A 22,690-nucleotide genomic window follows, 5' to 3' on the forward strand; every position below is an offset into this window, starting at 1 on the left:
CGTGAGCTGGCGATCCCGGCCGCGGAGCGAGAGCAACTGATCCAGGTTGAGGACGTGCACAAGTACTACGACCTGGGCGAGACCAAGGTCCACGCCCTGCGAGGGGTGAGCCTCGACATCCGGCCGGGCGAGTTCGTGGCCATCATGGGCGCGAGCGGCAGCGGCAAGTCCACGTTCATGAATCTGCTGGGCTGCTTGGACAAGCCGACCAGCGGGCTCTACGTGCTTGAAGGCACGGACGTGTCGCAGCTCGACAAGAACGCGTTGGCCGCGATCCGCAACCGGAAGATTGGTTTCGTCTTCCAGGGATTCAATCTGCTGGCGCGCACCACGGCGCTGGAGAATGTGGAACTTCCCACGCTGTACGCGAAGGGGGACAAGGCCGAGCGCTTGCGCCGGGCCACCGAGGCGCTGAGCATCGTCGGGCTGGGCGACCGCGTCGGGCACTTCCCATCGCAGCTCTCCGGCGGACAGCAGCAGCGCGTGGCCATCGCGCGCGCCCTTGTGAACCAGCCGTCGATCTTGCTGGCCGACGAGCCCACCGGGAACCTGGACAGCCGCACGTCGGTGGAGATCATGCAGATCTTCCAGGACCTGAACGAGCGCGGGCTGACCGTTGTGCTGGTGACGCACGAGTCCGACATCGCCAACTACGCCAAGCGGATCGTGGTGTTCCGCGACGGTAAGATCCGGCGCGATGCGGAGGTAGAGCATCGCTCGCGCGCCATGGACGTGCTCAAAACCATGCCGCTGGTGGATGACGAGGAGGCGTTATGAATTTCACTTCGATCCTGAAGATCGCGATCCGCGCCCTGACGCGCAACAAGATGCGCTCGGCGCTGACCATGCTGGGCATCATCATCGGCGTCGGCGCGGTGATCGCTACGGTCGGCGTCGGCCAAGGCGCGCGCCAGAAGGTGCAGGACCAGATCGCCTCCATGGGCACGAACATGCTTTACATCAGTTCGGGCAGCGTGAATCGTGGCGGGCTGCGCATCGGCATCGGCGCGACCAAGACGCTCACTAACGACGACGTAAAGGCGATCGTCCAGCAGGTCCCAGCCGTGGCCGCGGCCGCGCCCGGCGCCACTGCCAGCCAGCAGATCATCGCCGACAACCAGAACTGGAATACGCGAGTGACCGGCACCGAACCTCAGTACTTCGATATTCGCGACTGGCCGGTCGCGAGTGGCACGTCGTTCACGCTGGACGATGTGACCCGTGCGGCGGACGTGGTGGTGCTCGGCCAGACCGTGCAGCGGAATCTTTTTGGGTCGAGCGATCCAGTCGGGCAGACCGTCCGCATCGGCAACCTGCCGTTCCGTGTGGTCGGTGTGCTGTCGCCGAAAGGATCTTCCGGCATGGGTCAGGACCAGGACGACGGCGTGTTCATCCCGATCACAACCCTGCAGAAGAAAATCACGGGGCAGGACTGGCTGCAGTTTGTGATGGTATCGGCGGTGTCGCAACCCGCGACATATGCGGCGCAAACCCAGATCGCGGCTTTGCTGCGCGACCGGCACCACATCCGCGCCGGGCAGGACGACGACTTCAGCATCCGCAATCTCGCCGACGTCGCGCAACTGGCGGACGATTCGTCCAAGGTGATGACGCTGCTTCTGGCGTCGATCGCCGGAGTATCGCTGATCGTCGGTGGCATCGGCATCATGAACATCATGCTGGTCTCGGTCACCGAGCGGACGCGCGAGATCGGCATCCGCATGGCCATCGGTGCCACCGAATCCGACGTGCAGCGCCAGTTCCTGACCGAGTCGGTGGTGCTGAGCATCGCCGGCGGGACGGTCGGGATCCTGTTCGGCGTGGTCGCGTCGCTGACCGTCACCAAAGTCCTGGGCTGGCCGGTGCTGCTGTCCATGACGGCGGTGGTGGCCGCGGTGATGTTCTCGATGGCGATCGGCGTGTTCTTCGGGTTCTATCCGGCGCGGAAAGCGGCGCAACTCGATCCTATCGAAGCGCTGCGCTTCGAGTGAGCGGCTACTGAGTGGGGGTAGATGCCTGCGGGGCGGCCTGGCCGCCCTGCTGTGCTGTGGTGTTCGGTGCGGGTGCCTTCTGGACCGAGTCAACGGATGGCATCTGCGAGACATACTGCCCGCCGTCCAGCGCCTTGATCAGCAGCACGCTGGCGGTCATGCGCCGGCGCGGAATGTCCTCGGCCACGCGCGATCCGCCTTGCCCGGAAAATGAATCCGGCGCATCGAAATTCTCGATTGTACTTTTCCCTCCATTTCAGACTTAACTGGTTCGTTACAGGTGCCCAACCGCGAGGCCCCACGAGCCCACAACCGTGTCACGGAGTTTGTCCGCGCTCCCGGTGCGGAGCCCGGTGCTGTGTTTTCGTAGTAGCCGACGGAGAACGATTGGAATGACCGGATCCGAACATCGCTATGGACTTCCCCCGGCGCAGGGGCTCTATGACCCCAGCCGGGAGCATGACGCCTGCGGTGTCGGGTTGGTCGCCAATATCCGCGGCCAGCGGAGCCACGACGTGGTGCGAAAGGGCATCGAGGTGCTCATCAACCTGACGCACCGCGGCGCCACCGGCTGCGATCCGGAGACCGGCGACGGCGCTGGGATCCTGCTCCAGGTCCCTCATCGCTTCTTCCAGCGCGAGTGCACGAAGCTCGGCTTCACGCTGCCCGAGCCCGGGGCGTATGGCGTGGGCATGGTGTTCCTGCCGGTGGACAAGCAGGAGCGCCTCTGTTGCGAGGGCATGCTGGAGCGCATCGCGCGCGAAGAAGGCATGACTGTCCTTGGCTGGCGCGACACGCCCGTAGACGCGACTGTGATCGGGCGGATCGCACGCCGCTCCCAGCCCTATATCCAGCAGATCTTCCTCCGCAGCCGGCCGGAATGGACCGAGGACCAGTTGGAGCGCAAGCTCTACGTGGTCCGCAAGCGCGCGGAAGCGGAAATCGCCGGCTCCGATCTGGAGCACAAGGGGATGTTCTACCTTCCCTCGCTTTCGGCCCGGACCATCGTGTACAAGGGGCTGCTGCTGGCGCCGCAGATCGCGAAGTTCTACCACGAACTCTCCGATCCCGACGTGGTCACGGCGCTGTGCGTGGTGCACCAGCGTTTCTCCACGAACACCTTTCCCACCTGGCACCTGGCGCACCCCTACCGCTACGTGGCGCACAACGGCGAGATCAACACCCTGCGCGGCAACGTGAACTGGATGCACGCCCGCCAGTCGGTGATCGCTTCACCGCTCTTCGGCGACGATCTCCAGAAGTTGTTTCCGGTGGTCGCTCCCGGCGGGAGCGATTCTGCCAACGTGGACAATGTCGTCGAGTTGCTGTTTCAGGCCGGACGCTCGCTGCCCCACGTCATGGCCATGCTCATCCCGGAAGCGTGGGCAGGGAACGAGCACATGGCGCCGGAGAAGAAGGCGTTCTACGAGTACCACGCCTCCCTGATGGAGCCCTGGGACGGACCGGCGGTGATCCTCTTTACCGACGGCCGTGTGGCCGGCGCCACGCTCGACCGCAACGGCTTGCGTCCCGGGCGCTACGTGATCACGCGCGACGACATGGTCGTCCTGGCCTCCGAGACCGGCGTGCTGCCTGTCGCTCCCGAGGATGTGAAGACCAAGGGCCGCCTCCAGCCGGGAAAAATGTTCCTGGTGGACACGGTCGAAGGCCGCATCGTTCCTGACAAGGAGATCAAGCAACGCCTCTGTACCCGCCAGCCTTACGCCGACTGGCTGAAGCAGAACCTGGTCACTCTCGAGCAGCTCCCGCCGCCCGCGCGCGTGCACGGCTCCGACCATGCCACCATCGTCTGCCGGCAGCGCGCCTTCGGTTACACCGACGAGGATCTGAAGATGGTCCTCGAACCCATGGCGGTGAACGGCGAGGAGCCGATCGGCTCCATGGGCACCGACACGCCGCTGGCGTGCCTCTCGGACCGCCCCCAGCCGCTGTTCAGCTACTTCAAACAGTTGTTCGCGCAGGTCACCAATCCGCCCATCGACCCCATCCGCGAGCAGATGGTGATGTCGCTGGTCAGCTACATCGGCACCGAAGGAAACATCCTCGACGAAACGCCGCAGAACTGCCATACCCTGAAGCTGCCGCAGCCGATCCTGACCAACTCCGACCTGGAAAAGCTGCGCCGCCTCTCTCGCGGAGACCTTCTCGCTACCACCCTGTCCATGCTCTACCGCGTCGAGGACGGCGAAGCGGGGATAGAGCGCGCGTTGGAGGAACTGGGCCGCCGGGCGTCTCTGTCGGTCGCATCCGGATACAGCCTGCTCATCCTTTCCGATCGCGGCCTGGACGAACACTACGCCCCCATCCCCAGCCTGCTGGCGCTGGCGTCGATCCATAACCGCCTCATCCGGGGAAAGACCCGCACCCAGGTGGCGCTCATCGTGGAATCCGGAGAGCCGCGCGAAGGCATGCACTTCGCCCTGCTGCTCGGCTACGGCGCCAGTGCGGTGAATCCGTACCTGGTCTTCGAGACGCTCGAAGACCTTGCCTGGCGCGGCTGCCTGCCCGCCAAGATCGATGCCGAACTGGCGGCCCGCAACTTCACCAAGGCCATCAACAAGGGCTTGTTGAAGACCATTTCCAAGATGGGCATCTCGACCTTGCAGAGTTATTGCGGCGCGCAGGTGTTTGAGGCGATCGGCCTGAACCAGTCGCTGATTGGGAAGTATTTCACCGGGACCCCTTCACGCATCGAGGGGGTGGGGCTCGACGTGCTGGCACGCGAAGCCCGCATGAAGCACGAGCACGCCTTCCGGCCCGTAACCGATGCCGACACGGAACTGCATTTTGGCGGGCAGTACAAGTACCGCGCCGACGGCGAATACCACTTGGTGAATCCGCTCACCATCAGCAAGCTGCAACAGGCCGTCCGGCAGTCGAATTTCTCTACCTTCAAGGAATACACGGATCTCATCGACGACCAAAGCCGCCGCCTGTGCACGCTGCGCGGCCTGATGCGCATCAAGAGCGCAGACAGCCCGATCCCGCTCGAAGAAATCGAGCCGGTCAAGGACATCGTGAAGCGCTTCTGCACCGGCGCCATGTCGTTCGGCTCCATCAGCAAAGAGGCGCACGAGACCCTCGCCATCGCCATGAACCGCATCGGCGGCAAGTCCAACACCGGCGAGGGCGGCGAAGACGAAGTGCGCTTCACGCCTTCTCCCACCGGCGAATCCCGGCGCAGCGCCATCAAGCAGGTGGCCTCCGCGCGCTTCGGCGTGACCACGAATTACCTCGTCAACGCCGACGAATTGCAGATCAAGATGGCCCAGGGAGCGAAGCCCGGCGAGGGCGGCCAGCTTCCCGGTCACAAGGTGGACGGGGAGATCGCGCGGGTGCGCCATTCCATCCCCGGCGTGGGTCTTATCTCGCCGCCGCCGCACCACGATATCTATTCCATCGAGGATCTGGCGCAGCTCATCTACGACCTGAAGAACGTCAACCCGCGCGCCCGCATTTCGGTGAAGCTGGTCGCGGAAGTGGGAGTGGGCACGGTTGCCGCCGGGGTCGCCAAGGCGCATGCCGACGTCGTCCTCATCAGCGGAGACAGCGGCGGCACCGGCGCATCGCCGCTGAGTTCGATCAAGCACGCCGGCATTCCCTGGGAGCTGGGACTGGCGGAGACCCAGCAAGTCCTGGTGCTGAATGATCTGCGCGGACGCATCCGTGTACAGACCGACGGCAAGCTACAGACCGGTCGCGACGTGGTCATCGCCGCTCTTCTCGGGGCCGAGGAGTTCGGCTTCGCGACCACGCCCCTGGTGGCCATGGGCTGCATCATGATGCGCAAGTGCCACCTCAATACCTGCCCTGTGGGCATCGCCACCCAGGACCCTGTGCTCCGTCAGCGTTTCCAGGGCCAGCCCGAGCACGTCATCAACTTCTTCTTCTATATTGCCGAGCAGGTGCGCGACTGGATGTCGCGCATGGGCTTCCGCACCTTCGACGAGATGATCGGCCGCGTGGACATGCTCGAGATGCAGCCTGCCCTCGACCATTGGAAGGCCCGCGGCCTCGATTTTTCGTCGATCCTCTACAATCCGACGGTGCCGGCGCGCGTGGCGCGGCGGTGCGTGCAGTCTCAAGACCACGGCCTGACGCAGGCGCTTGACCATCGGCTCATCGGCGCTGCCCAAGGCGCTCTCGACAACAGGTCTCCGCTGACCATCCGGCTGCCCATCCGCAACGTTCACCGCACCGTGGGCACCATGCTCAGCGGAGAGATCGCCCGCCGCTACGGATCGCAAGGGCTTCCGGACGACACCATCCGGTGCGAATTCCGCGGCTCCGCCGGCCAAAGCTTCGGCGCATTCCTGGCCAAGGGTGTCACGCTGGTTCTGGAGGGCGACGCCAATGACTACGTGGGCAAGGGACTTTCTGGCGGCAAGCTCGTCGTTTTTGCGCCGAAGCAATCACAGTTCCAGCCCGAAGAAAGCATCGTGATCGGCAACGTGGCGCTCTACGGTGCCACCAGCGGCGAAGCGTTTTTCAACGGCGTCGCCGGTGAGCGCTTTGCGGTCCGCAATTCGGGGGCGACTGCCGTCGTCGAAGGCCTCGGTGACCACGGTTGCGAGTACATGACCCGCGGCCTCGTGGCCGTGCTCGGCAAATGCGGGCGCAACTTCGCCGCCGGCATGAACGGGGGCATCGCGTACGTCCTCGATGAGCGCGGCGACTTCGCGGCCAAACGCTGCAACCTCGGTTCCGTAGACCTGGAGCCCGTGCTCGACGGCCCCGACGTGCAGACGCTTCGGAACCTGATCGCCCGCCATGTCGAGATGACCGGCAGCCCGCGCGGCCAGTGGGTCCTCGACAACTGGGACGAGCTCCTGCCGCGTTTCGTGAAAGTGTTCCCGCACGAGTACAAGCGCGTTCTGGGCGTCCCGCGCAGTACCTCCGTGTACGTCCCCGGCGAGATGTTGCCACCGCCGGCCCCGGCGCAGGAGGTTCCGCGTGGGTAAAGTCACCGGGTTCCTCGAATACACGCGCGAACTGCCGCAGCGGCGTCCGGTCCCGCAGCGCATCAACGACTGGTTCGAGATCTACCAGGAGTTCCCCGAAGACAAGGCGCGCGCCCAGGGCGCTCGCTGCATGGATTGCGGTGTGCCTTTCTGCCACTCGGGGTGCCCGCTGAACAACATCATTCCCGACTGGAACGACCTGGTGTACCGCGGCCGTTGGAAGGACGCGGTCCGCCACCTGCATTCCACCAACAATTTCCCAGAATTCACCGGGCGCCTCTGTCCCGCGCCCTGCGAAGCCGCCTGCGTGCTCGGCATCAGCCAGCCCCCGGTCACCATCAAGAACATCGAAAAGGAGATCGTGGACCGTGGATTCCGCGAAGGATGGATCCGGCCCGAGCCTCCGCCGTTCCGCACCGGGAAAAAGGTTGCCGTGGTCGGTTCGGGGCCGGCGGGTCTGGCGGCAGCCCAGCAATTGTGTAGGGCCGGACATTGGGTGTTCGTCTACGAGAAGTCGGACCGGATCGGCGGGCTGCTGCGCTACGGTATCCCCAACTTCAAGATGGAGAAGCACCTCATCGACCGCCGCGTGGAGCAGATGACCGCCGAGGGAGTGCAGTTCGTCACCAACGCGAACGTCGGTGGGAGCGTTCCCGTCGAAGACCTGCGTGAACAGTTCGATGCCATTCTGCTGGCCGGCGGAGCGCAGCAGCCGCGCGACCTGCGCATTCCCGGGCGCGAGCTGAGCGGCATCCATTTCGCGATGGAGTTTCTGCCGCAACAGAACCGCCGCTGCCTGGGCGACACCATCGAGGACAAGGAGATCCTCGCCACCGGCAAACGCGTGATCATCATCGGCGGCGGCGACACCGGCGCCGACTGTCTCGGCACTTGCCTGCGCCAGCACGCCGCTTCGGTACACCAGTTCGAGATCATGCCCATGCCGCCGAACGAGCGCTCGCCGCAGACGCCGTGGCCGCTCTGGCCCCTGCAACTGCGCACGGAGAGTTCGCACGAGGAAGGCGGAACGCGCGATTGGAGCATCTCCACCACCGGTTTCACCGGCGACGAGCAGGGCAACGTGAAGCGTCTGCACGCCGTTCGCGTCGGCCCTCCGCCGCAGTTCGCCCCCATCCCCGGCACGGAGTTCGCCATGGACGCGGACCTGGTGCTGATCGCCATGGGCTTCACCGGTCCTATTCGGACGGGCATGATCGAGCAGCTCGGCGTGGAACTGGACGCGCGCGGGAATGTCGCCTGCGACGCGCAGCACATGTCGTCGGTCCCGGGGGTCTTTGCCGCCGGCGACATGCGCCGTGGCCAGTCACTGGTGGTGTGGGCGATCGCCGAGGGACGCAGCGCCGCACGCGGTGTTGACAGCTTCCTTCGCGCGGAACCAAAACGGACCTAAGCAGCCGGAGGGCCAGGGCCTGGGTACGGCGCGGCGCCCGAGCGGTCGTATAATCCTGTTCATTCCCCATGGATTTCGATCAGCTAGTCACGTTCATCGAGGTCGCGAAGCTGGGCAGTTTCTCGCGCGCCGGCGAAAAAGTGTTCCGCTCGCAATCGGCAGTCAGCGCCCAGATCCGCCAGCTCGAGCAGGATTACGGCGAGCGCCTGCTCGACCGTACCGGCAAAACCGTCCGCCTCACTCCGGCGGGAGAAGTTTTGTTCGAGTACGCGCAGCGCCTGCTCACCCTGCGTAACGAGTCCATGCGCGCGGTGGCCGACCAGGGCTCCACGCCCCGCGGCATCCTCGCTGTCGGCGCCAATGAGGCCACCTGCCTCTACGTTCTGCCGGAAGTCTTTTCCGAGTACCATCGCCGCTATCCCGCGGTGCAGATCAGCATCTACCGCAACTTCAGCCGCAAGATTCTGGAGCGGGTGGAGGAGGGTTCGCTGGACGTCGGCATCGTGACTCTGCCCGTCAAGTCGAACAGCCTGAAGGTGCATCCCATCTTCCGCGATCGGCTGATGTTGATGACCAGCGCCGACAATCCCCTGGGCCAGGAGGAGTCGGTCACCATCGAGAAGATCGCGGACCAGCCGCTCATCTTTCCCAAGACCGGCTTCACGCGCCACATGCTCGACAAGTTGTTCCGCCCCTACAGCTCTCGGCTGCGCGTGACCATGGAACTTCCCAGCGTGGGCATGATCAAGAGCTTCGTCGCGGCGGGGCTCGGCGTGTCGCTGATCAGCGAAACCTTTGCCCGCGAAGAGGTCCGGAGCGGCGAGGTCAGGCTGGTGGCCATCGCCGATGTTGACCTCAAGCGCCAGTTGGGCCTCATCTACCGCCGCGACCGCAGCCTGCCCCGCGCCGCCAGCGCCTTCATCTCCCTGATCCGAGAGCGCTCCACCGCGAAGACCAGCCCGGCGACGTAGCCACACCGCTAGCGGCCCAGGACGAGCGGCGAGGCTTCAACTTCGCGCACTGCCTCCGCCATCGTCTCGACAGCTCGATCGATCTCCTGCTCCGTGATCACCGCCGGGGGCGCAACCATGACGTGGTCGCCTCTGTATCCGTCCACGCAGCCCTGCATCGGGTAAAGCATCACCCCGCGGTCCATGCATGCCTGGCCCACGCGGCCGGCGAAGTTCAGGTCCGGATCGAACGGAGTCTTGGCCGCGCGATCTTTGACGAACTCCACTCCCCACATCATTCCCATCCCGCGCACGTCTCCGACGCTCGCACACTCGCTCAATCGCACCAGGGCTTTTTTCAGATGCGCCGCCGGACCGCTCCGTTCGTCGTCCGCCGCCTGCACAAGCTTCCGCCCCCGGATGACCTTCAGCACCGCGGCCCCGGTCGCTACCGACGTCGGGTGCATATTGTAGGTAAACCCGTGCACCAGCGCGCCGGACCCGTTGGCGATCGCATCCACGATCTTGCGCCCGGCCACGACCGCGCCCAGCGGCGCATACCCGCTCGACAATCCTTTCGCCAGCACCACGATGTCCGGCGTCACGCCCCAATGCTCGACCGCCAGCGCGCGCCCCGTGCGTCCCATGCCCGTCATCACCTCATCCGCGATGGTCAGCACGCCGTGCCGAGTGCAGATCTCATGCACCCGCTGCAGATATCCCTCCGGAGGCGCCGCTGCCCCCAGCGTCGCCCCGCTCACCGGCTCGTAGATGAACGCTGCCACCTGCCCGGGATGCGCGGCCAGCGCCCGGTCCAGTTCGTCGGCATACTGATCGGCGCAGTTCGAGCAGCCGTACGCGCAGCGGTAGCAATAGGGAGTGCTGACCTGCGTGAACTCCCGCAGCATCGGCCGGTAGATGTCCTTCCGCTTCAGATTCCCCGAGACCGCCATCGCCCCCATGGTCGCGCCGTGGTACGACTGCCGCCGGCTGAAGACATCGGTGCGCGAGTGATTTCCCGTTTCCACCTGGTACTGCCGCGCCAGCTTCAGAGCGCTCTCCACCGCCTCCGAGCCGCCCGAGGTGAAGAACACCGCCGCATCGCGGTATCCCGGCCCCAGGAAATCGAGCAGCTCCCCCGCGAATCGCTCCGCAACCTGGGTGACGAACTGGCTGGAGTGCACGAACTCCAGCGCCTTCACCTGCTCGGCCATGGCGTCGCCCACTTCGCCCACTCCATGCCCGATGAGGTTCACCACCGCGCTGGATGCGAAATCGAGGTACCGCTGGCCGGCCGCGTCCCACAGGTACACACCCTCTCCGCGCACCGCCGACGGGTAGTGCTTGCGGAACGAGCGCAGCAGGAGCGACGAGCGCGGCCGTGTCGGAGTGTCCTTGGTATTCACGCGCGCATTATCAGGTGTGTCTGCGGCTAACGTCAAAGAGGATGGAGCACATCTTCTCGCGCTCGTTTTCCGCGGAGCGCCGCGTCACGATGTGCTTCACTTCGCGCCCCTCAGATCCGCCAGCGCAGTCTTGAGCAAGTCTGTGTTTTTCGCTAGTGCGTTCTCGAGCAGCGTAGTCTGCTCGCGGGCGGTCTTCCAATCCTGTTTCTCGACCGCTTCCGTGATGCCCGGCAGTTCCAGGTGGGCGTAGGTATAGCGCGCCGCGTAGAGCATGTGCTTGAACCAGGGACGGCCGGGGATGCCGTCGGGATTCAGCCAGTTCGACTCCACCTCCAGGACGCTGCGGTTGAGGGCGGCGGCTTGCTTGGCGTCGAGCGTACCCGCAGCCAGCGATGCCTCGGTGGCGGCCTTCAATTCGCGGCCGGCGGCCTGGAACTCGTCCACGCGCTTGAGGGCGGGGGAGAGGTCGAGACTCTGCCTGGCGCCGGGCTTCTCGGCGATCTCTTCGACGAACTTGCGGATGTCGCGGCCGTAAAAGCCAAAGTCGAAGGGAAGCACGTCCGCATCCGCGAGGCGCAGCGCGAGTACGCCCCACAGTTGCGACATCAGCGTGTGGTAGCGGTAGCCGGGATCGCCGAAGTGGTTCATCCAATAGAAATCGTCGTACATGGAGTGGTAGACGCCGTAGGGGCCGTCGAAGTTCAGGCCCACGACGGGACGGCCGAGAAAGTTGAGGAAGACGGTGTGGTCGGAGCCGCTTCCGATGCGGGTATCCACCAGCGAATCGTCGTCCACGACGGCCTTGCGCTTGCCTCCACCGGTGGCGGCAAATCGTTCCGTATCCGCCGCTGCCGATTTCTTCCACGCCTCATACAGTGATTTGCCACTGGGATCGTCGAGCGTCTTGCTGATCTCAACCAGCAGCGGCGCCAGCGAGCCCACGGCGCTGCCCTGGAAGTTCGGCCCTGAGGCGGCGGAATCGACGTTGATGTAGGCCACGAGCTTCTGCCTGAGATCGGGGGCAAAGTTCTCGCCCCACTCGGTGGAGCCGGTGAGCCCGACCTCCTCGCCGTCCCAGCTACAGGCGATCAAGGTGCGCCGCGGGCGCATGCCCTTCTTCGCCATCTCCCCCAGGGCTCGGGTCAGCTCCATCATCGAAGCGGTGCCGCTCGACGGGTCCACCCCGCCGAACTCCCAGGCGTCGTGGTGATTCCCGATGAGCACCCACTGGTCGGGCAGCTCGGCCCCGCGCAAGCGCGCCTCGACCACATAGTTGGGCTTGATGCTGTTGTCCATGTCGATCTTGAGGTGGACCTTGACCCGGCCGCCGCCCAGCCGGTAAGTGATGGGGAGGCCACCCTGCCAGTCTTTCGGAGCCTCGGGGCCATCCATCTGCTCCAGCAGAGGCTTGGCGTCGTGCCACGACATTGCCACGGCCATGATCTTGGGTACCGACTGCGCTTCTTCCGGCTTGATGCGGCGCGCTCCCTCCACCGATGCCCATCCCGGGGTGAGCGGGTCGCCGGGCACGATGAAGTCGTAGGTGATGGCGCCGCGCTGGATGTGCGTCTCCGGGCCCCACGGGCCGTCGGGAAAGACCTTGCCCTTCTTGTACCCATCTTCGGCGGGGTCGGAGTAAATGATGAGCGCGGCCACGCCACGCTGCTGCGCCGTGAGCGCCTTGAATCCACGATAGCTGTACGGGTTCGAATAGCGGACGATGACCACCTTGCCGCGCACATCGATGCCGCTCTTCGCCAGCAGGTCGTAATCCTCGGGGTTGCCGCCGCGCGCGTACACCAGCGGCGCGGTCACCTCCCCCGAAGCCGACATGCTGACGTACCCGCCCCTCACGTGCAGGTTCTTGGTGTCGGGGTCGACGTCGTACGCGGCCTCGCGCAGCCCGGCGACGTAGGGCACGGGCTCGACCATCTCTACCTTTACTTCGCGGGGAGTGGAATTGAGGACATCATAGCGGTGGATTCTTACCTCGTCCCAACCCTGTCGCCTCCACTCTTCCGCGATGTGCAAAGCGATCCGGTGGTTCTCTTCCGACCCGGCGGGGTGCGGCTCGGCGGTGAAGTAGCGGTGGAACTCCCGCTCCTTCTCTGGCAAGGGGATGGCCTTGAGCGCGGCTTCGATCTTCTTCTGTTGATCGGTGGAAGCATCGGTGTAGCCGGTGAAGCGCTGGGCGAAGGCAGTGCTGGCGAGAAGCAAGAGGGCAAACAGCGCGCGCAGTTTTTTCATTGGGTCCCTGGAGGCGGATCGCATCGGGAAAGATATCCATTTGCCCGCCGCTGGACAAGCAGGGAACCGATTTCAGCACGCTCGCGGCATCCGCTTGCGCCGTCTCGAGCGCAGCTTCAGAGGTTCTCAGTGAGCCTTGGAGAAATGCTCATGCACGATCTGCCAGCGGCCGCCGCGCCGCACGAAGACGTGACTGCCGCGTCCTTGCACCTTGCGCTTGGGTGAGAGTGTCACCGTCCAATAGAAACTCGCCACTGCGGTCCCATTGAAGGCCTGCACGCGAGGTTGCGCGATGCGGTACTGGACTCGCGGCGACTGATCGAAGTAATGGCGAAACGTGTTCGCCAGCGCATTCCTGCCGGTGACGCGCTTGTGGCGCGTCGACGAGAAACCGGCGAATCCGCGGGCGAACTCGCCGAGAAGCGCCTTCAGGTCGCGTCGGTTGAAATCCTTCACCTGCTGATGTTCCAAACGAAGAATCTCGCGCTCTACTGTGGTCATATTCGCCCCTTGTTCCTTTCGATCCCGGATCTACTTCATTGTATTTCCCGCATGACCCCGCGCACACGCTTTCACCCTTCCTGGACGATCGTGCCTCTCTGCCATCCAGCCGACAAGGACGTGCGTCACCGTGGTGCGGCCATTGCCTTGCGGCTGGGCGTGGAAGACATTAGACTCTTAACCATCCGTTGCATGAAGTGGATGAGCCGACATAACCTCCCGAGGAATCCCATCCTCGGCAACGCAGGTTGCTGATCATTGCTGGCTGGGCAATCTTAGTTTTCGACAGCGATCGGAAGCATGACTTTCGATTGCTTTCACGCCGGAAAAATATATGAACACAAAACCCGCGGTACCTGCCGACCAGGATTCTGACGAGACATCCGAGTGGCTCGAGGCCTTCGACCAGGTGGTGAGCGAAGAGGGCGCGAGCCGGGCGACAAGCCTCCTCGACGCCCTCTCCAAACGCGCACGAGCGGCGGGCGTGGACGTGCCCATCCAGCTGAACACTCCCTATCTCAACACCATCCCCGCGGCGGAAGAGGTCCCCTACCCCGGCGATCGCGCCCTCGAGCGCCGCATCAAGAGCTTGATCCGCTGGAACGCCCTTGCCATGGTGCATCGCCAGAACAAGAAGGATCCCGGCATCGGCGGGCACATTTCGACCTACTCTTCACTGGCGGCTCTGCTCGAGGTCGGCTTCAATCACTTCTTTCACGGCACCTATGGGGATCAGCCGGGCGATCTCGTCTACTTTCAGGGCCACGCTTCACCCGGCGTGTATGCGCGCGCCTTTCTCCTGGGGAGGCTGAGCGAGCAGGACCTTCAGAATTTCCGCCACGAGCTGCGCGACACTCCCGGCCTTTCGTCGTACCCGCATCCCTGGCTGATGCCCCATTTCTGGCGTTTCCCGACGGTTTCGATGGGTCTGGGGCCGATCAACGCCATCTACCAGGCCCGTTTCATGCGATACCTGGAGAATCGGGACATCATTGCCAAGACGCCTCGCAAGATCTGGGCGTTCCTGGGCGACGGAGAAACGGACGAGCCAGAGTCGATGGGCTCGCTGACCCTGGCCTCCCGCGAGAAGCTCGACAACCTGATCTTCGTGGTCAATTGCAATCTTCAGCGTCTGGATGGCCCGGTGCGGGGCAACGGAAAGATCATCCAGGAGCTGGAAGCGGCTTTCCGGGGCGCCGGTTGGAACGTGATCAAGGTGATCTGGGGCGACGACTGGGAGGCGCTGCTCGCGCGGGATAAGAGTGGCCTTCTCCTGAAGCGGATGGAAGAGTGCGTCGACGGCGACTACCAGAGCTTCAAGGTCAAGGGGGGCGCCTACATCCGCAAGGAGTTCTTCGGCAAGTATCCCGAGCTGCTGGAGCTGGTCGCCGATAAGAGCGATTCCGAGCTGGTTGGGCTGCGTCTGGGCGGTCACGATCCGCAGAAGATCTACAACGCGTACAAGTGCGCCGTGGAGAACAAGGATGGACCCACGGTGATCCTGGCCAAGACCATCAAGGGATACGGGCTGGGGTCGGCCGAGGCTCGCAACGCCACGCACCAGGAGAAAAAGCTCACCGATGAGGCTCTCGCCGCCTTTCGCGTGCGCTTCGAGATCCCCATTCCTGAGCAGGCGGCTCACGACGGCGCCTTTTACCGGCCGCCGGAAGACAGCGTAGAGATCACCTATCTGAAGGAGCGCCGGCAGGCGCTTGGCGGGTACATGCCGCGGCGGGAGGATGTCCAGTTCAAGTTCGAGGCTCCCCCGCTCGACTATTTTTCGGAATGGATGGAGGGCTCGAAGGGACGCAGCGTGTCCACCACCATGGGGTACGTCAGCATGCTACGGCATTTGCTGAAGCATCCCGAGATCGGCAAGTTGATCGTCCCCATCATTCCCGATGAGGGGCGAACCTTCGGCATGGAGTCCATCATCCGGCAAGTGGGGATCTACGCCAGCCAGGGTCAGCTCTACAAGCCTCACGATCAGGAGATGCTCCTCTATTACCGCGAGGCCAAGGACGGTCAGATCCTGGAGGAGGGAATCACCGAAGCTGGATCCATGGGGTCGTTCACCGCGGCCGGCACCGCCTACTCCAACTACGAAGTTCCCATGGTCCCCTTCTTCACCTTCTACTCCATGTTCGGCATGCAGCGCGTCGGAGATCTGGTCTGGGCTTTCTCGGATGCGCGGGGCAAGGGGTTCCTGTTCGGCGGTACGGCCGGCCGGACCACGCTGGCAGGCGAAGGCTTGCAGCACCAGGACGGGCACAGCATCGTGCTTTCCAGCGTGCTGCCGACCTGTGCCACCTATGATCCAGCCTATGCGTATGAGATCGCCGTCATCATTCAGGACGGCATCCGGCGCATGTACCAGGAGCGCGAGGACCTCTTTTACTACGTCACCGTTTACAACGAAGACTACCCCATGCCGGAGATGTCAGAGGGATGCCGCGACGGGATTCTCCGCGGGATTTACAAGTACAAGTCCGCCCCGGGCGGCAAGGCGACCGTGCAGTTGTTCGGCAGTGGTCCCATCCTGAATGAAACGCTGCGCGCGCAGGGCATTCTGGCGGAGAAATACCGGGTGCAGGCGGACGTCTGGAGTGTGACCAGCTACAACCAGCTTCGTCGCGAGGCGCTTGCCACCGAGCGTTGGAACCGGCTACATCCCGGCGAGCCGGAAAAGCGTCCCTATATCCTGACTGCGCTGGAGGGGGCCAAGGGGCCGATCGTCGCGGCCACTGATTACATGAAGATCGTGCCCGACCAGTTAGCACCTTGGCTGGCCGGCCGTCTGATCACGCTGGGAACCGATGGCTTCGGACGCAGCGATAATCGCGAGCATCTGAGGCGGCACTTCGAGGTGAACGCGGAATCGATCGCCGCCGCCGCCCTGTCGCGCCTCGCCCGCGATGGCAAGTTCGAGGTGTCCCGGGCGCTGAAGGCGTTCCAAGAGCTGGGGGTGAACACGAAGAATATCGACCCGGCCCGCGCTTGAGACGTGGTTGGGCTCCGGCCCGGCCCCTCTTCGGCGATCGGGTCCAGAGTTTGCTTCCGCCGGCTTCCACGTCGGCGCGTCGTTCCCCCTCTCCTGGCTACGCGCACGCTTGGATCTTGACACCCAGTTTGTTCAGCAACGATTCGAGCAGTTGTTCCCTTGCTCGCAGCAGTTTCTTGAACTCGCGATCATCTGTCCGAAACAACTCGTGCAAGAGTTCGCGATGTCGTTCTTGGAGGACCTGCGCCAGGAATTCTCGTTCGTCCACGCTCAGAGTGACTTCCATAAGCACCTCCGTGTAGTAGGATCAGCGACCGGCCCGGAATTTCTCTTGTCGTCCAGCGGTCTATGCGGCCGCGGCCAGGTGGCTGCGATCTGGTTGTGACATGCACTTCCGCACTGTCTGCGCAATCTGTCGAGGATTGCGCTTGGGGACCACTGCGTAAGTGTCCAGCGATTGCAGGTATCTGGTTTCGAAAGGATGGCGAGGCGCCGACTGCAACACGACCATCGGAGTGCGATCGCCCCATGCTCGGAGCTGATGCAGGAACTGTTTGCAGTTTATCTCTGGAGGATGTTCGGCAAGCAACACTACATCGTAGTGCTTTGATCGGAGCAGGGCCAACGCTTCCTGCACGTCCCAGGTGGTTGTGGTTTGCACCCCGTCGTCTTCCAGCAATTGTTCGAGCCCTATGAGTACTGTCTCGTCGGTATCCAGGATCAAGGCGGTCCTGCGCTGCCAAGTCATTGCGGCCCCCTTCTCGGCAAAAGACAAAGTGCCGAGACCGCGTCGGAATCACTCCAAGATTCAGTTTGCTGGGCTGACTTGTCTGTCCGTCAGGCGTAAGGTCTTAGCCGCAGTGACCGCAAAGCTTGGGGCTTCGCGTGTGGCGCGTGCCATACGTCCAATCCGTAAGTACTGTAAGTCTTCTTGCCTCTTCCGGCAGTGATTCCGAACACAGCAGGAAGTGATGATGTCCCATATGCGGAACACGTTTCGCGGGAGATCTGCGGCGTATAATCCACGCCATCACGATGAAGTTTGAAGGATTCTCCTTCGGTTCGATTCGCATCGGCGGCGTGACCTACGAGCATGACGTCGTGATCGTCGGCAGCGAAGTGCGCAAACGCAAGAAGCGGCCCTCCAAACAATTTCGGGAGCAATTTGGGCACACGCCACTGTCCATTGAAGAAGACATTCCGTGGAAGTGCCGGCGCTTGGTTGTTGGCACGGGCGCGCATGGCGCCCTCCCGGTCATGAAGGAGGTAAAGGCGGAAGCCAGGCGCCGCAACGTCGAACTGCTGATCCTTCCTACTGCGGAGGCGATCGAAGCGCTGCAGCGCCATGCCGAGGAGACTAACGCCATCCTGCACGTGACTTGCTAGTAGAGGTGGATCATGAGGCAGGTGGACTCTCGTTCTTACGGCCAGCTTAACGATTTCCTTCTTACTCGCGGCGGCTAGAACGTAACCGGCGGCGCAGTCCTTTCTATTTACGCTCTGAAATTTCCAGCCACCCCTCTGCTAGGCGGCGTCACCTTCTTCTACTGCTGCTTCACGTATGTGCCGGCGATAGCAGTCCGGACAGAAGGTCTTGCCACAGCCTTCACAATCCTCCGCATGATCGCTGCACATTTCACCCTTGCAGCTCGCACAGCGGGCGAACACCCCACGGGTGCACCCTTCTGTCTTGCAGGACATTTTCTTATCCCTGGCCCGAGTGGCAGCTTCTCAAGAATCGCGGGTGACCACGACCGGTTTCCTGGACTCTCCGACAGCAACGCCCCCACCAACCAGTCTTCTCCCCGGGCATCCAAGAGTCAGTGATAAATTGCACAAGTGCGTGTGACGGGTTTCGAACTCAGTGCGACTCTGATCGAATGAAGTCGCCGCTACGTTCCTGCCTCCGCCGGATGCAGAAGGATAATCACGTCATGCGGTGTGCATCGTCACGGACAGTGGACAAACCAGATGGCAAGATGGCTTGCGGTGTAGCGGGACGGCATGCAGCGGCGCAGCGGTGATACACAACCTGACAGCGAGGCGGACATGTCTCAGATGCGCAAGGACATCTTTACAGGCGGCTGGGTAATAGTGGCCGAGACCGATACCGTACGACCGTCGGATTTTCACTTCAAGCGATTCACCAGGGGCACTACTTTTTGTCCGTTCTGCGAAACCAACGAAGCTTCCACCCCGCCCGAAGTGTTCGCCATTCGCCGTCCTGGATTTCCCGCCAACGGACCAGGATGGTCGGTCCGGGTAGTATCGAATTCGCTGCCGCGCCTGAGGATCGAGGGTGATCTAGGGCGGCGCCCGCAAGGCTTCCACGACTTGATGAACGGCATCGGAGCGGACGAGGTCATAGCGGAAACGCCCCGGCATGACCGGAGCCTCGGCGAACTGGAGGTCCCGGACGTAGCCAACGTCGTCCGAGCCTGGGCGGCCCGCATCGTCGACCTCGAAAGGGACGAACGGATGCGCTACGTGTTGATTTTCAAGAACCACGGTGAGGAAGCCGGTGCGCACACCATCACTCATTCCATTTCGCAGCTCATGGCCCTGCCCGTGACGCCGCGTGCCATCAAGACGAAGCTGATGGTAGCCCGCGATTACTACGTCATGAAAGAGCGATGTATCTACTGCGACGTCTTGCAGCAGGAACTGGCGGATCGTCGCCGCCTGATCGCGGAGAACGGCGATTTTGTGGCTCTCACTCCCTTCGCCTCGCGCTCTCCCTTCGAGATGGGGATTTTCCCGAAATTCCACAGCAGCGCGTTCAGCCGGATCGATGCTTCTCAGATTGACAATCTCGCGAGCATCTTGCGCGAGGTTCTGCAAAAATTGGATCAGACCCTGGGTGGGGCGCCCTACAATCTTGCACTCCAGGACCGGCCCTTTCTCCGTCCCAGAAAAGGCTACTGGAAAAGCATCGAAGAGGACTTCCACTGGCATCTCCAGATCTTGCCGCAGATCGTGCGCACCACCGGATTCGAGCGGGCCTCCTGGTTCTTCTACAATCCGGTACCGCCAGAAGTTGCCGCCCGATGCCTTACCCCCTACGAGCGGACCTGAGACAGCAATCGCCGATGCAGACTAACGGTGGAGTGTTCACGCAACGACCCCTCTCGTGATTCAGGAGTTGATAAGGGGAGCTTGTGGCCTCCTTGGACTCTGACCACCAACGTCGGCAGGGAGGTTGGGTCGATGAATCACGGGCGTCTCGCGGAGGTGCTCTGAAGGCTGTTTCACTTCCACCGGAATCCACGGCCGGCGTCACCGTAATGTGTAATGTGCAGGAGGCGATGGCTCGAGTAGCACCTCGGGCGAAAGGCATGTCCGACAGTTCCTATGGTTTCTCTAGCCGTGGTGGATCATGTAGCAGTCGCGCTCGGGGTCATCGGGGTGTGGACGCCGGAGTCGTGCGCAATCTGAACCAGCTCGAAGATGTCGGGACGCTTCAGCGGGTCGCCGCCGGTGAGGACGAGGACGGGCACTCGCATCTCGGCGATCTGGTCGATGAGTCTCTTCGCCTCGTCGGTCGAAAGCTCGAAGGGGTTGCGCGTCGGCTGGGCGCAGGCGCGGCAGTGGACGCAGGCGAGGTCGCACGCCTGCGCTGTCTCCCAAATGACGATGTAGGGCCGTTCGTTGAAGTCCAGCTTCCCGGTCGGCTGCATCGGCCATCTTTGGTGTGCGAACTCATTCCAGCATCACCGGAGGGCCCGCCCTATGACCTATGTCACAGGCGCCGATTTTGTGGATTTTCGCGAGGTGTGACCGAAGTCATACCCGGCCGTGAACTCCGACCGTAGGCTTGCAGCATACGGAGGAAGTCATGGTCATCACCGAGGACACCAGCGTAGCTGAAGTGGTGAAGGCGGTCCCGACCGCACGGCGCGTGTTCGACAAGCACGGGCTGCACGGCTGCGGCGGAGCGAACGGCCCCAACGAACCGCTCTCGTTCTTCGCCGCCGTCCACCAGGTTGACCTTTCGGGCCTGCTGGAAGAACTCAATGCCGAGGCAACGCACCCGACGAGGGAAGAGCGCTACGTCTACCAGGAATCTTTGGAAGACTTCATTTACCGGCGGTTCTTCAAGGCCGGAATTGCGATCGTGCTGACCGTGGGCGCGCTGTGGGGTGCGGTGAACCTGGCGCAGATCGCGATCGGCAAGAGCTTCCTGCAACTGCACCTGGTGCAGTCCATCCACGCGCATGCGCACGCCATGATCTTCGGCTGGGTGGGATTGTTCGTGATGGGCTTTGCCTACCAGAGCTTTCCGCGCTTCAAGAACACGAAGCTGTGGCGCCCGGACTTGGCGAATCTGTCGTTCTACCTGATGATCGCGGGCATCATCGCGCGCATGTCGGCGGAACTGCTGATCGAGACCGGCTCGGGGCTGGCGCTGGGGTTCTTCTCCGGCGCAGTGGAACTGATCGCGATCCTGCTCTTCCTGACCGTGCTCTACAAGACGGCCTGCAACTCCATCGAGCCGCACAATCCGTACGAGAAGTTCATCGCGGGGTCCTTTCTTTGGTTCTTCGTGCAGGCGCTGGTGAGCGATTTCTTCTTCTTCGCCAAGGCGACTGCGATCGGGCACCAGCAACTGATCCGCCGCATCGCCCTGATCGATGGTCCGCTGCGCGACATCCAGTTGCTGGGATTCGTGGCGCTGATCATCGCGGGGGTGAGCCAGCGCTTCGTGCCGCTGGTGTACGGCCTGAAGCGGCCGAAGAAGGATCGCCAGTCGCTGATCTTCGCGGTCATGAACGTCGCGCTGGTGCTGAACGTCATCAGCTACGTCGCGGTGCTGACCACCGGCAACCTGGCGTGGGGCATCGGTCTGGAAATCGCCTACCTGCTGATGCCGCTGTGGGCGGTGCTGCTCGCCATCCAATTGGGCGTGTTCAGCAAGCCGACGCAGCCGGACCGCACCTTCAAGTTCATCCGCGCCGCGTATGTGTGGCTGATCATTGCCAATACCATGATGCCGTTCTTCCTGGTGTACGGCATCCTCACGCACCAGGGCTTCGCGCACGCCTACATGGGCGCGCACCGGCACGCGTTCACCGTCGGTTTCATCAGCATGATGATTATGGGCGTGGCGGGGCGAGTGGCGCCGATCCTGGCGGGTGTGGATGCGCGCAAGCTGTCGAGCCTGTGGGGTCCGTTCTTCCTTATTATGGTCGGTTGCAGCGGCCGGGTCGGGCTCCAGATCGCGACCGACTTTTGGCCCAACGTAGCCTATCCGCTGGTGGGGCTGACCGGCTTCATCGAAGTCACCGCGCTGGCGTGGTGGGGCATCGGGCTGTGGCGCGTGATGAACGCTTCGCGGACCGAGCGGGCCAACGTGCTGGGGATGCCCACGCCGGCCTCACCTCTCCCTATCCTGCAATAAGATTCCTCCTGATACGGGCCGCGCACGCGGCCCTTTTTTGCCGGCGCCGCCTCGCCATTACAATAGCCCTATGCCCGACACCAAAGCCGGACGCGCCACGGTCCTGGCGCGCGTCCCGTTATTCTCGGATCTCTCCGAGACAGAGCTGATGTTCCTTTCCGATCGTGCGGTGACCAAGCGCTACGCGGAAGGCGAGCTGATCTTCACCGAAGGCGACCCCTGCTCCGGGTTGTACATCATCGAATCGGGCGACGTGCGCATCTTCAAGACGTCGGCCGGGGGTCGTGAGCAGGTTCTGACCGTGGAGCGGGCCGGCAACTCCATCGCCGAGCTGCCCGTGTTCGACGGCGGGGCTTACCCGGCGTCGGCGTCGGCGGCCAGCGACGCGGCCATCCTGTTCATCAGCCGCAACGATTTCCGCGCCCTCTGCCTGGAGCACCCGGAGGTCGCACTGAAAGTGCTGCGCATGGTCGGCCTGCGCCTGCGTCGGCTGGTCAACATCATCGAGGAGCTTTCCTTCACCACGGTGCGGCACCGGCTGGCCGCGTTGCTCATGCGCTTCGCCCGCGAGGCCGGCCACCGCTCCGGCCGGGCCCAATTCACGCTCAAGGCCAATAATCAGGAGTTGGCCTCTCAGATCGGCACCGTCCGCGAGCTGGTGTCGAGGAACCTCAGCCGCTTCCAGGCCGAAGGCCTCATCCAGATGGACGGGAAGAACATCACCATCCCGGACATCGCCAAACTGGAAGCGGAGATCCGCAGCGAAGAGTAAGCCTGCGACCTGATATTCCGGCCTGTGACAT

General features: G+C 63.3%; 17 protein-coding genes. 10 read left to right on the plus strand and 7 right to left on the minus strand.

What is annotated here, in order from left to right:
• Window positions 1-36 precede the first annotated feature (36 nt).
• Both LAN37_09270 and LAN37_09275 read left to right on the plus strand, forming a co-directional pair.
• Window positions 37-777, plus strand: coding sequence for an ABC transporter ATP-binding protein (locus LAN37_09270; protein ID MBZ5647399.1), 741 nt, complete (start codon window positions 37-39; stop codon window positions 775-777).
• The gene (locus LAN37_09275; GenBank protein ID MBZ5647400.1) at window positions 774-1,991 is read left to right on the plus strand and encodes an ABC transporter permease; all 1,218 of its coding nucleotides are present in this window, start codon (window positions 774-776) and stop codon (window positions 1,989-1,991) included. The genes LAN37_09270 and LAN37_09275 overlap by 4 nt, the downstream gene beginning before the upstream one ends.
• A gap of 4 nt (window positions 1,992-1,995) precedes the next feature.
• Here the strand turns inward: LAN37_09275 and LAN37_09280 are convergent, their stop codons facing one another.
• Window positions 1,996-2,178: a hypothetical protein gene (locus LAN37_09280; protein ID MBZ5647401.1), complete on the minus strand. Its 183-nt coding sequence runs from the start codon at window positions 2,176-2,178 to the stop codon at window positions 1,996-1,998.
• 205 nt (window positions 2,179-2,383) lie between these two features.
• Here LAN37_09280 and gltB point away from each other — a divergent pair, with 205 nt between their 5' ends.
• The 3 genes from gltB to LAN37_09295 all read left to right on the plus strand — a co-directional run bounded on the left by gltB (window position 2,384) and on the right by LAN37_09295 (window position 9,355).
• Entirely contained in the window at window positions 2,384-6,973 is a 4,590-nt protein-coding gene (gene gltB / locus LAN37_09285) for a glutamate synthase large subunit (protein ID MBZ5647402.1), read from the plus strand.
• Window positions 6,966-8,384, plus strand: a complete 1,419-nt coding sequence (locus tag LAN37_09290) for a glutamate synthase subunit beta (protein ID MBZ5647403.1) — start codon at window positions 6,966-6,968, stop codon at window positions 8,382-8,384. The genes gltB and LAN37_09290 overlap by 8 nt, the downstream gene beginning before the upstream one ends.
• Window positions 8,385-8,452: 68 nt before the next feature.
• Complete coding sequence (locus tag LAN37_09295; protein ID MBZ5647404.1) at window positions 8,453-9,355, plus strand: LysR family transcriptional regulator; 903 nt, start codon at window positions 8,453-8,455, stop codon at window positions 9,353-9,355.
• Between the two features lie 8 nt (window positions 9,356-9,363).
• On the opposite strand, the gene LAN37_09300 is transcribed toward LAN37_09295, so the two are convergent.
• The 3 genes from LAN37_09300 to LAN37_09310 form a co-directional block, all read right to left on the minus strand.
• Complete coding sequence (locus LAN37_09300; protein MBZ5647405.1) at window positions 9,364-10,740, minus strand: aminotransferase class III-fold pyridoxal phosphate-dependent enzyme; 1,377 nt, start codon at window positions 10,738-10,740, stop codon at window positions 9,364-9,366.
• 96 nt (window positions 10,741-10,836) lie between these two features.
• Window positions 10,837-12,987, minus strand: a complete 2,151-nt coding sequence (locus LAN37_09305; protein MBZ5647406.1) for a M28 family metallopeptidase — start codon at window positions 12,985-12,987, stop codon at window positions 10,837-10,839.
• Window positions 12,988-13,113: 126 nt separating this feature from the next.
• Complete coding sequence (locus tag LAN37_09310) at window positions 13,114-13,488, minus strand: nuclear transport factor 2 family protein (GenBank protein MBZ5647407.1); 375 nt, start codon at window positions 13,486-13,488, stop codon at window positions 13,114-13,116.
• A 334-nt stretch (window positions 13,489-13,822) separates the two neighbouring features.
• Between LAN37_09310 and aceE the strand changes: the two genes are divergently transcribed.
• On the plus strand, window positions 13,823-16,489 hold the full coding sequence (gene aceE, locus LAN37_09315; GenBank protein ID MBZ5647408.1) for a pyruvate dehydrogenase (acetyl-transferring), homodimeric type: 2,667 nt from the start codon (window positions 13,823-13,825) through the stop codon (window positions 16,487-16,489).
• 97 nt (window positions 16,490-16,586) lie between these two features.
• On the opposite strand, the gene LAN37_09320 is transcribed toward aceE, so the two are convergent.
• A complete protein-coding gene (locus LAN37_09320) occupies window positions 16,587-16,775 on the minus strand; it encodes a hypothetical protein (GenBank protein ID MBZ5647409.1) in 189 nt (62 codons plus the stop codon).
• Window positions 16,776-16,835: 60 nt separating this feature from the next.
• Window positions 16,836-17,237 carry a response regulator gene (locus LAN37_09325; GenBank protein ID MBZ5647410.1) on the minus strand — a complete coding sequence of 134 codons (402 nt, stop codon included), beginning with the start codon at window positions 17,235-17,237 and terminating at the stop codon, window positions 16,836-16,838.
• Window positions 17,238-17,524: 287 nt separating this feature from the next.
• Here LAN37_09325 and LAN37_09330 point away from each other — a divergent pair, with 287 nt between their 5' ends.
• Window positions 17,525-17,875 carry an MTH938/NDUFAF3 family protein gene (locus tag LAN37_09330; GenBank protein ID MBZ5647411.1) on the plus strand — a complete coding sequence of 117 codons (351 nt, stop codon included), beginning with the start codon at window positions 17,525-17,527 and terminating at the stop codon, window positions 17,873-17,875.
• A gap of 618 nt (window positions 17,876-18,493) precedes the next feature.
• Window positions 18,494-19,564 (plus strand): galactose-1-phosphate uridylyltransferase, encoded by a 1,071-nt coding sequence (locus LAN37_09335; protein MBZ5647412.1) that lies wholly within the window; start codon window positions 18,494-18,496, stop codon window positions 19,562-19,564.
• A 299-nt stretch (window positions 19,565-19,863) separates the two neighbouring features.
• On the opposite strand, the gene LAN37_09340 is transcribed toward LAN37_09335, so the two are convergent.
• The gene (locus tag LAN37_09340) at window positions 19,864-20,166 is read right to left on the minus strand and encodes a radical SAM protein (protein ID MBZ5647413.1); all 303 of its coding nucleotides are present in this window, start codon (window positions 20,164-20,166) and stop codon (window positions 19,864-19,866) included.
• A 158-nt stretch (window positions 20,167-20,324) separates the two neighbouring features.
• Between LAN37_09340 and LAN37_09345 the strand changes: the two genes are divergently transcribed.
• Window positions 20,325-21,887 (plus strand): NnrS family protein, encoded by a 1,563-nt coding sequence (locus LAN37_09345; protein ID MBZ5647414.1) that lies wholly within the window; start codon window positions 20,325-20,327, stop codon window positions 21,885-21,887.
• Between the two features lie 70 nt (window positions 21,888-21,957).
• Window positions 21,958-22,659 (plus strand): Crp/Fnr family transcriptional regulator, encoded by a 702-nt coding sequence (locus LAN37_09350; GenBank protein ID MBZ5647415.1) that lies wholly within the window; start codon window positions 21,958-21,960, stop codon window positions 22,657-22,659.
• The last annotated feature ends 31 nt before the right edge of the window (window positions 22,660-22,690 follow it).

The organism is Terriglobia bacterium (assembly GCA_020073495.1).
Classification (GTDB): Bacteria; Acidobacteriota; Terriglobia; order Terriglobales; family Acidobacteriaceae; genus JAIQFD01.